This window comes from Candidatus Magnetobacterium casense (genome assembly GCF_019173545.1).
GTDB lineage: Bacteria > Nitrospirota > Thermodesulfovibrionia > Thermodesulfovibrionales > Magnetobacteriaceae > Magnetobacterium > Magnetobacterium cryptolimnobacter.
The window spans coordinates 1-9,734 of the sequence record NZ_JABXWD010000113.1 but is presented as its reverse complement, the minus strand read 5'-3'; the positions used below and the strand labels follow the sequence as shown (position 1 = coordinate 9,734).

General features: G+C 49.7%; 9 protein-coding genes. 8 read left to right on the top strand and 1 reads right to left on the bottom strand.

Annotated elements, in window-relative coordinates; genetic code table 11:
- Positions 1 to 252, top strand: a 252-nt coding sequence (locus tag HWQ67_RS07875; RefSeq protein WP_218252136.1) for a hypothetical protein, incomplete at its 5' end; no start/stop codon positions are given.
- A gap of 9 nt (positions 253 to 261) precedes the next feature.
- The gene (locus HWQ67_RS07870) at positions 262 to 3,369 is read left to right on the top strand and encodes a tetratricopeptide repeat protein (protein ID WP_218252135.1); all 3,108 of its coding nucleotides are present in this window, start codon (positions 262 to 264) and stop codon (positions 3,367 to 3,369) included.
- A gap of 229 nt (positions 3,370 to 3,598) precedes the next feature.
- Here the strand turns inward: HWQ67_RS07870 and HWQ67_RS07865 are convergent, their stop codons facing one another.
- Positions 3,599 to 4,168: a Panacea domain-containing protein gene (locus tag HWQ67_RS07865; RefSeq protein ID WP_218252134.1), complete on the bottom strand. Its 570-nt coding sequence runs from the start codon at positions 4,166 to 4,168 to the stop codon at positions 3,599 to 3,601.
- Between the two features lie 214 nt (positions 4,169 to 4,382).
- Between HWQ67_RS07865 and gspE the strand changes: the two genes are divergently transcribed.
- From gspE to HWQ67_RS07835, 6 genes are all read left to right on the top strand, one after another.
- Positions 4,383 to 5,969, top strand: coding sequence for a type II secretion system ATPase GspE (gspE, locus tag HWQ67_RS07860; RefSeq protein ID WP_218252133.1), 1,587 nt, complete (start codon positions 4,383 to 4,385; stop codon positions 5,967 to 5,969).
- Entirely contained in the window at positions 5,953 to 7,119 is a 1,167-nt protein-coding gene (locus HWQ67_RS07855; protein ID WP_218252132.1) for a type II secretion system F family protein, read from the top strand. The genes gspE and HWQ67_RS07855 overlap by 17 nt, the downstream gene beginning before the upstream one ends.
- A gap of 25 nt (positions 7,120 to 7,144) precedes the next feature.
- A complete protein-coding gene (locus HWQ67_RS07850; protein WP_218252131.1) occupies positions 7,145 to 7,438 on the top strand; it encodes a nucleotidyltransferase family protein in 294 nt (97 codons plus the stop codon).
- The gene (locus tag HWQ67_RS07845; RefSeq protein WP_218252130.1) at positions 7,438 to 7,701 is read left to right on the top strand and encodes a HepT-like ribonuclease domain-containing protein; all 264 of its coding nucleotides are present in this window, start codon (positions 7,438 to 7,440) and stop codon (positions 7,699 to 7,701) included. Before HWQ67_RS07850 ends, HWQ67_RS07845 begins: the two co-directional genes overlap by 1 nt.
- Positions 7,702 to 7,745: 44 nt before the next feature.
- Positions 7,746 to 8,498, top strand: coding sequence for a zinc dependent phospholipase C family protein (locus HWQ67_RS07840; protein WP_218252129.1), 753 nt, complete (start codon positions 7,746 to 7,748; stop codon positions 8,496 to 8,498).
- 292 nt (positions 8,499 to 8,790) lie between these two features.
- Entirely contained in the window at positions 8,791 to 9,606 is an 816-nt protein-coding gene (locus HWQ67_RS07835) for an FG-GAP repeat domain-containing protein (RefSeq protein ID WP_218252128.1), read from the top strand.
- The last annotated feature ends 128 nt before the right edge of the window (positions 9,607 to 9,734 follow it).

Genomic DNA, 9,734 nt, shown 5'->3' with positions numbered 1-9,734 from the left:
GTGCTGCCCCTGAGGCGCGACGGCGACACCCTGAGGGCGCTCGTCAGCGGCACGCAGGGGATGTTCGCCCTGCACGAGCTGGCACGGACAATGGGACTGACACCGGAGGCCATCAAGGTCGAACAGGAACGACTACTCGACCTCATCAACCACGCCTACGGGATGATCGGCTCCGCTGCCGAGGTGATGAGCGACATGGCCGAGGGCGACTTCTACTTTCGTGCAATTTTAATTAACCGGAATCAGCTATAATATAAAACGATGAACAACATAACCATAACGATATCCGGCAAGGGCGAAAACGACCAGCGTGCGGTGCATATCGACGGCGCCTTCTCGCATCACATCGCTGAAGCCGAGGTAACCGCCCTCCTTGCAGAAACACGCAAGAACCTGTGGCGTACCGATACAGTTGCAGGGGCCGAAATTGGGAAGCGCCTGTACGCCATGCTTAATAGTAACGTCGGGACGCTCCAGCGGATCATCGACGCTGCCAGGGCTGTCGGGGTACGTGAACATACGCATTTGTATTTGCAGGTGCCCTACGATCTGACGCAGTTACCGTTTGAGCTGCTGCACAACGGGAGTTTTGTCCTGCTTGCCCACAACATCCACGTAATCCGGCTCGTTGAGGACAGGGGCAAGTCAAGTCAGGAGCAACCCAGGACAGAGGCGCTTCGGATGCTATTTATGGCCTGCTCGCCAACAAATTTGCCGGAGGGCAAAGCCATCAACTTTGAACTGGAGGAAGATCGCATATTCAACGCCACCAGCGATCACAACATCGACATGCAGATCGAGGACACTGGCAGCCTCGAAGGGCTTAGTCTGGCCAATAACAACGGCGACGGTTTTGACATCATCCACATACTTGGACATGCCGGTTTCGACAAGGATAAGGGGCCGGTGTTCTACATGGAGGACGATGTCGGCAAGCTGGATGCGATATCGCCGGATAAGTTGTGGGATGGGATTAAGTATCGTCCACCAAAGATGCTTTTTCTCTCTGGTTGTTCAACCGGGGGCACCCATAATGAGGCGATCTCGGAGTCCTTTGCGTACAGGATGGCGCAGAAGGGTATACAGTGGGTGCTTGGCTGGGGACTGATTGTTTCGCATGAGGGGGCGATTCAGATGGTTACTGAGATATACAAGTGCCTCTCAATTGGCAATAGACTCGATCATGCCGTGCAAATAGCACGAAAATCGGTTGAGGACAGATACCACCCCTGGCCGCTTTTGAGGCTCTTTGGTGACGCGACGCCGATTGCGCCATTGGTTGAGGCTGGATTGAAAACCAGGGCTGTTCATCCCGTTAAGTTGAGGCACAAGAGCCTGCAGGATAGCAACGTGCGTGTACTTGAGGAAGGGTTTGTCGGCAGGAGGCGTAATGTCCAACAAGGTTTAAGCGTGCTCAGGGGGAAGGTTAAACAGTTCGGGCTTTTGGTACGCGGGCCAGCCGGTATCGGCAAGAGCTGTCTTGTCGGGAAGCTTGTTGAGCGGTTTGCCTATGAAAAGGATAAAAAGGAGTTGGTCGTTTTTCACGGGGTGATCAGTGAGGCGAATGTGAGCTTGCAACTGAAGAAATTGCTTGATAGAATGCGTAACAGACGCGGCATAGAAATCATGAAATCAGATATATCATACGAGGATAAAATAAAAGACCTTTTTAGTTCCGTCTTTAAAAATGAGATTTCAACAATAATATACTTTGACGACTTTGAACAAAACCTTGATCGTTGTCGCAATGAGTATTACGTAAGGCCAGAGACCATTGATATCGTCCGTCCCTTTCTTGAGGCGGTTGAATGGGCTGAAGGCAACAGCAACGTTGTTATATCAAGCCGATATCCGTTCATCCTTGAACACGATGGTGAAGAGCTTCCCGCGACAAAGCTTTATGATATTTCACTCATGTCCTTTCGTGGTGCGGATTTAAACAAGAAGAAGAGGAACCTGGAGTTTATTTCAAAAAGCAAGCAGATTGTTTCGTATCTTGAGTATGGTAACGGCAACCCTCGATTGTTGGAGTGGTTAGACGTTATCGCCAGAGACGAGGACAAGTACCTTTTATGGGAAATTAATGACCAGTTGAAGGGCAAGACGGATGAGTTCATCCACAAGTATCTTGCAGATGTGATCGCAAAGACTGAGGGGGAGGATTTTCACAAGTTCATCCAGAAGGCGGCGGTGTATCGGTGGCCTGTTGACAAGACTGCCTTTGACAGCTTTGGCGGAGGGAAGTTTTTGGACACGGGAGTTGGCCTGACGCTGGTTGAGCGTGAGGACTTGTCCAGGGGTGAGTTTGTATACTGGGTGACGCCCGTTATTAGGGAGAGCATGTGGCTTGAGTTAAAAACGTATGAAGAACAGTTTGCAATGCACGAGCATGCGTATCAGTGGTATGACGGTTGGATTTCAAAAGCCGATGAACCGAATTACAAGCACCTGGAGGAGGCCGTCAGTCACGCCCTTGCAGTGGATAATATCCGCGGCGCATGTAAACATGCTGACGTGTTGGGAAATTACTTTGAGCAGATGGTTTTATATCGTCAGGGGTTAGCAATTATGGAGAAGGTTGCCGCCAGGGTCTCAGATGCAGTGATTGATGAGGCTAAGGAAAAAAAGGATATATCTGTCGATAATTTTTTTAATACATATGCTGTGTTATTATGGAACTTAGGTGACACAAAGCAGGCGATTATGTTTTACGAAAAAGCCCTTGCTATCAGATTGGTAGTATATGGAGAAAAGCATCCAAATGTGGCTACTTCTTATAACAACATTGGCACGGCATATAGGATTTTATGCAACCAGGATCAAGCAATTGTGTTTCATGAAAAAGCTCTTACTCTATGGTTAGAAATCTACGGAGAAAAACATTCGGATGTGGCTACTTCTTATAATAACATTGGCGTTGTGTGGCATAATTCAGACAACCCAAAGCAGGCGATTGAGTTTTACGAAAAAGCCCTTGCTGTATGTTTGGAAATTTACGGAGAAAGACATCCAAATGTGGCTACTTCTTATAACAACATTGGCTTGGTATGGTATACATTAGGAGACTCAAAGCAGGCGATTACGTATCTCGAAAAAGCCATTGCAATAGGCTTGGAGGTTTATGGAGAAAAACATCCCAATATCGCTGGTTCTTATAACAACATTGGCTTGACATGGATGGCTTTAGGCGACTCAAAGCAGGCGATTGCGTATATCGAAAAAGCTATTGCAATAGGCTTGGAAGTCTATGGAGAAAAGCATCCCAATATGGCTACGTCTTATGACAACCTTGCCAAAGCATATAGTCAAGCAGGCGATCTACAAAAGGCAGCTCAATACACAGCAAAGGCCAAAGCGGCATGGCCTTAACCAGCCCCCACTTTGCAGGGTAAGAGCAAGTGGGGTTTACCTTAAAAGAGTCAAGTGATATCTTGATACATCCTCAGACTTCTTTATGCAATTCACTATAGCATTAACTGTATTTTCTCTTAGCTTACTTTTATTTTCGATATTCCCTCTAAAGTGCGCTTGTAAAAGCCCTTCTTGCTCTATCTCATAAAGCTCATGAAATTGAACATACGTTGTTTTATTAGACCAGTCATATCCTTTTTCCACTAAATGCCTTCTTGATCACTTCACTATCTGAAATCCGCTCCAACGCCTCCTCAAGTGATATAGACCTCTCTGATTCATCAATGGCAAGCGTATAACTAATCTCACCCTTAAGCCCCTTTGTCTTTATTGTTTCATCCCAAGGGTGATTGGGCAGGTGCGATGCCTCTGATATATCTTCAGCCGTCGTGTCCTTAAAGATAAACGCTACATCCTCAAGAATGCGAAGCTCCCTCTTTGAAAAGTGCTTGTCATCAAAACTCTTTCCGGCTCTCATCGGCGCAAACGATTTGCCCTTATTGAACGCAAAATAAACACTCTCCCTCAAATCAGGCAGCGGGTTGTTCCTTACCTCCATATATAGTTCCTGAGGCACCGGACCAAAATCCCAGGCGTAGTAAGATAAACCTGTTACAGATCGGCCTGTTTCCCTGAAGTGTAGAAAGTCGAGATAATATAACAGCTTGCACAGTTTAGCTATACCACAATTCCTTGTATTTGTTAAGAAATAAACTATGGCATTGATCAACTTCTCTCTGTCGTGGCTAATCAGCATAGAAACCTCTTATCTAATAAAATACCGCACACTTTCATTATTGCATATTTCCTGGCGCTTTTACAATATCAAGGGGCCGCCAGCCTCCAACCTGCCACCCAGCCCTTTACGGGGTCAAGGGGGCCGTGCTCCCTTGCGGGTGGGTCTGAGGGAGGGCAGAGCCCTCCCTTCTTTCCCTTTCTTTGCCTTCTTCTTTTGCTTTTCTTGGGGCAAATTGTTTACACTTAGATTTAAAATGGGTGATGCTGAGAAGTTTTTAGAGATAGGGGATGACTCGCTGGACTTGTCGTTGCTCAAGGAGATATCCCTTACGTATGCACGAGGCAACTTGGTGCTGCCCCTGAGGCGCGATGGCGACACCCTGAGGGCGCTCGTCAGCGGCACGCAGGGGATGTTCGCCCTGCACGAGCTGGCTCGGACGATGGGACTGACACCAGAGGCCATCAAGGTCGAACAGGAACGACTACTCGACCTCATCAACCACGCCTACGGGATGATCGGCTCCGCTGCCGAGGTGATGAGCGACATGGCCGAGGGCGACTTCGACTCCGTGGCACGGACATTCCAGTCCCCGCACGACATCATGGAACTCACCGAAGACGCACCAATCATCAGACTCCTCAACGCACTCCTGCAACAGGCTGTCAAGGAAAACGCCTCCGACATCCACATCGAACCATACGAAAAGGAACTCATTGTACGAATGCGCATCGACGGTATGCTGAGAAAGGTCATAGCTCCGCCAAAAATAATCCAGGACGCCCTCATCAGCCGGATCAAGATAATGTCCGACCTTGACATTGCCGAAAAGCGCCTGCCCCAGGATGGCCGCATCCGACTGCTCGTTGGCGGCAAGGACGTCGATGTCCGGGTCTCGATTATTCCGTCGGCGTTTGGGCAGCGGGCGGTGCTGAGACTCCTGGACAGAAAGCGTGGACTTATTGGCCTTGACCAACTGGGGATGTCGCCGCGGTGTCAGGAGACCCTGGCACGGATGCTTGCCTCTGCACACGGCATAATCCTCGTCACCGGTCCCACGGGCAGCGGCAAGACCACCACGCTCTATGCAGCGTTAAACAGCATATACAGCGACGAAAAAAACATCATCACAATCGAAGACCCCGTCGAGTACCAGATGCGCGGCGTCTGCCAGATAAACGTCAACCACAAGATCGGCCTGACCTTTGCCAAGGGCCTGCGCAGCATCCTCAGACACGACCCCGATATCATCATGGTAGGCGAAATCAGAGACATCGAAACGGCTGAGATAGCCATCCAGGCCTCCCTCACCGGCCACCTGGTGTTGAGCACGCTGCACACCAACGACGCCGCATCGGCCATCACGCGTCTGGTCGATATGGGGATAGAGCCGTTTCTGATCGCTTCGTCTGTTGTTGGCGTCCTGGCACAGAGACTGCTCAGAAAGGTGTGTCCCGAATGTGTACAGCGTGTTGTCCCCTCCGCCGTCGAACTGGATTACTTCCGCTCCGATGCCACGCCACCAGAGTTGCTGTCCCGTGGGGCAGGATGCCAACGGTGTAACCACACGGGCTATTGGGGCAGGATTGGTATCTTCGAGCTGCTTGAGATAGACTCCGGGGTCATCTCACTCATAGACAAGGGCGTTGACTACACAAGGATAAAGACCCACGCCGTCAACAACGCAATGACCACGCTACGGGCAGACGGTCTGTCCAGGGTAGCCGCCGGCATCACAACCCTGGCCGAGGTGTTGCGTGTGACACAGAAAGACCATGCCGACCCCACAACTGTAAGGACAAGTTATGATCTTTCGATATAGCGCCTACCGCACGGACGGCTCCAAGGAAACAGGTACCATCAACGCCGAAAACCACGCCGACTGTCTGCGACTCCTGCGCCAGAGAAACCTCTACCCCAGCGACATCGCCGAGGAAAACCGTATATCCTCCGGCAGGCTCTCACGTGGCAAGCGGGTGGTCAACCTCAGCGTCATCACCAGGCAGCTCTCCGTGCTGTTGTCCTCTGGCATCCCGATCGTGGAGGCGATCAGGACGCTTTCGGAGCAACAGCGTGGCTATGGTCGTGAGGTGTTAGCCGACATCAGGGACAAGCTCATGGCCGGGATGAGCCTCTGTCGGGCAATGGCAGGGTACCCCGACGTCTTTGCCGACTTCTACGTCAACATGATAGGCGCCGCCGAAACCGGAGGCAACCTCGACGTGGTGCTGGAGCACCTTGCACAGTTTCTGGAGACGCAGGAGGAGTTGCGGGCACGGGTGCGGGCGGCATCGGTCTATCCCATGATAATGCTGGGCGTGGGGGCTGTGGCGCTGTTGTTTATCTTTATGTTTGTCGTGCCCAAGATAACGAAGATATTTGAGGACTCACGTCAGGCCTTGCCCTTTGTTACGGTTGTCCTGTTGTGGGTCAGCAACGTGGTGGGGCGTTACTGGTGGGCGTTGATTGCGCTGGTAGTGGGTGGATGGTGGGCGTTGCGGGTCTTTGTTGCGCGCAACCGGATGCTTGTCGGGGTGATGCTCAACAAGGTGCCGGTGTTAAATGCACTCTATCTGTCGAGATTTCTGCGGATATCTGGGTTTCTGCTAAACGGTGGAATTCCCGTGCTGGCGACACTCAAGCTGGCCGCCGGCTCCATCGGCAACGCCTACCTCCAGCATCACATCATGGAGGCAGAGAGGGAGATTGCCGAGGGCGTGGATATCTCCGGTGCGTTGACTCTGTTACCCCCCCTCGTGCGCCAGATTATCGCCACCGGCGAAAAAACCGGCACCCTACCAGACATGCTTCTGAAGGCAGCACAAGGCTATGAAAACGAATTCCACATGCAGGTCAAACGCCTGCTGACGATGCTGGAACCGGCGTTGTTGCTGCTTATGGGGTTGATCGTCGGGTTTATCGTATTTGCCGTGATGTTGCCAATCTTTGAACTTAACCAGATCGTCAAATAAATAGAACATGTGCTATAATATAACGATGGAATTTAACGAAGCCATAAGCCGATTAAAACAGCACGAAGCCGAATTGAAGCAACTTGGAGTTGAGCATCTTTTCATGTTTGGTTCAACCGTGCGTGGTGAAGCTAATGACGATTCCGATGTTGACCTGTTTTTCGATCACCCTGAAGGATCAATGGGACTTTTCCAGTTAATGGATGTCAAGGACGCAGCCGCTGCAATACTTGGATGCAAAACCGACATCATGACACGTCGCAGCCTGCACCGTGTTTTGAAAGAGCAGATCGAGGCATCGGCGCTAAAAGTGTTCTGATGACTAAGCCTTCGCCTGTACCACGTCTTACCGACATCATCGAGGCCATTGAGCTTATTCGCAGCGAAATGGACGGTGTGACGCTCCGTGACTTTGAACCTGACAGACGCAAGCGCTGGCTTATCGAAGGCGGCATTGAAATCATCTCAGAGGCCAGTCGTCATCTACCAGACGAATTGAAGGCACGGCACCAGGACATCCCTTGGCCGAAGGTATGTCGTGAGGAACTGGCGGCTGAAAAATTAAAAAATTCGGATAGTTGAAATATCCATGCAGTATATTTTAATATAGATCATCGATGCTGTTTATGTTGGTCATAACGTTGGGGTTTGTTTTTGTCCCATCGGAGTGTTACGCGTGGGGGCCGTTGACCCACATGTACCTGGGCAGCGAAATACTGGCCGCATCATACCTGGTCCCTTCGGTAGTGTACAGACTCATCGACGCCTACAGGGATGACTTCCTGTATGGAAACATAGTTGCCGACATCGTCCTGGGCAAGAAGTACCTGCCACAGGACAGGAACTCGCACTCGTGGCGATTTGGCTTCTCTCTGCTCGATAACGCCAAAAACCACCAGCAGAGGGCATTCGCATACGGCTACCTCAGCCACTTGGCCGCAGACACCGTCGCTCACGAAGTGTTGACCAAGGAAAAGAAAAACATCCAGCACACACTCTACGAACTTCAGGCAGACAGCCTCATCCAAAAAAAATACTGGCTCCAGGCAATCGCTATCGGCAAGAGCGTCCAGAGGCGAAACGACGTGTTGCTGGAGAACTCACTGTGTGACATCTTTTTCTCCTTCAAGACCAACAAAAGGATTTTCAAGAGCCTGGTCTACATGTCGCTGTTTACATCTATCAGCTTTACGACGGTCTACGAGCCAAAGGAGGTCTCCTACGTCCCCAAACGACAAACCATCAGAGAGCTGACGGAACAATCCCTCCTGCGGATAGCAGACATCCTTACCAATGAACGCAACTCCTACGTGGTCAAGATACAACCCGCCGGAGAGATTGTTCATGGCAGGCTCTTTAAGGGTCTGTTCCTCAAGTAATCCCGGCCCGGCCACGTAGAAGTCCCCTTGACCTCATCAAAGTGCTGCGTATTTTGTATTTAATCAAATCGAAACGCTCTATATCGGAGGTTTGGGGTTAAATTGACTATTGACAACATCTTTATCCATATAGCAGTTATTTCAGAATGACTTATGGTGTAGGTGTTCCTTTGGGGACGAGTGTAGTTTTAGCTCCCTCCTTCTGGTCAAGCAGTTGTCCAGATAACTACTGTCAAGGTACGCTCTCTGGAGATATGACATGGAAAGATACATATGAAGGTTGTGTCTTATTTTGACTGTTGGAGGAAGTATAGGCGGATTAGGCTTTAATGGCACTATTCGTATATCTCCACCTACTCAGCATATTATAAGCGCTGATGTAAACATGAGTGTTACCGGTAAGGTGTCTATAGATAAAGATGGACATCCATGGGAAGCTTATAAACCTTTTATGTTTTCGTCAATGCACGCTTTTGCCGATCTATGGGATTCACAATTGGGATATATTGATTCTGATGTCATTTCAATTCCTGTACAAGGTTGGTTTGTTAATCAACCTCGTGCAGGTAAAAAGCTTGGTTTGATAGGAGGGGATTCACAATGGAAGTGTAAAGCGCCTACCGTTGAAGTAGAGTTGATTCAACCATCATCCTTACAAATGACCGGCTGGATAACTGATAAGTATAATCCAAACGATGATAACGTAGCCTTCTGGGCATTCTCTGATCAGATTGTAAGCTTAGTGGAGTATAAAATTACCTCAAAGGAGAATTATAGTAGCGGATGCACGAAAGGACTGAAATCAGACTTTGATGGCGACGGCAAGACTGACATACTGTGGCTGTGGCAGGACACCACAAATGGTGATTATGCCATGTGGTTAATGGACGGGACAAAGATAGTCAGTGGTGATGGCTATGTGGCTCGCTCGATACCACGTAACTGGCAGGTTATTAGGCTCGGGGACTACAATGGTGACGGTAAGACCGATATTCCATGGCAAAATGCCGACATAGGTGCTATCTACATATATTTCATGGATGGGATAAAGGTGTCTAACGGGGGATATGTCGTCAATGGCATGCCCAACGATTGGGAAATTAGATAACCGTTACACTTGAAGCATTTGGTTAAACCTTCATGAATAGGAGCACTATTCGCCCCCGCCCATGAAAATTGCGAGAGCCTTATGCATTGTGCCCTGGTTCTACTGCTCTTGACAGTTTTTTCATTCAA

Coding starts and splice junctions, on each gene's coding strand:
- HWQ67_RS07870 (WP_218252135.1), top strand. CDS start 262: ATGAACAACATAACCATAACGATATCCGGCAAGGGCGAAAACGACCAG.
- HWQ67_RS07845 (WP_218252130.1), top strand. CDS start 7,438: ATGACTAAGCCTTCGCCTGTACCACGTCTTACCGACATCATCGAGGCC.
- HWQ67_RS07855 (WP_218252132.1), top strand. CDS start 5,953: ATGATCTTTCGATATAGCGCCTACCGCACGGACGGCTCCAAGGAAACA.
- HWQ67_RS07840 (WP_218252129.1), top strand. CDS start 7,746: ATGTTGGTCATAACGTTGGGGTTTGTTTTTGTCCCATCGGAGTGTTAC.
- HWQ67_RS07865 (WP_218252134.1), bottom strand. CDS start 4,168: ATGCTGATTAGCCACGACAGAGAGAAGTTGATCAATGCCATAGTTTAT.
- HWQ67_RS07850 (WP_218252131.1), top strand. CDS start 7,145: ATGGAATTTAACGAAGCCATAAGCCGATTAAAACAGCACGAAGCCGAA.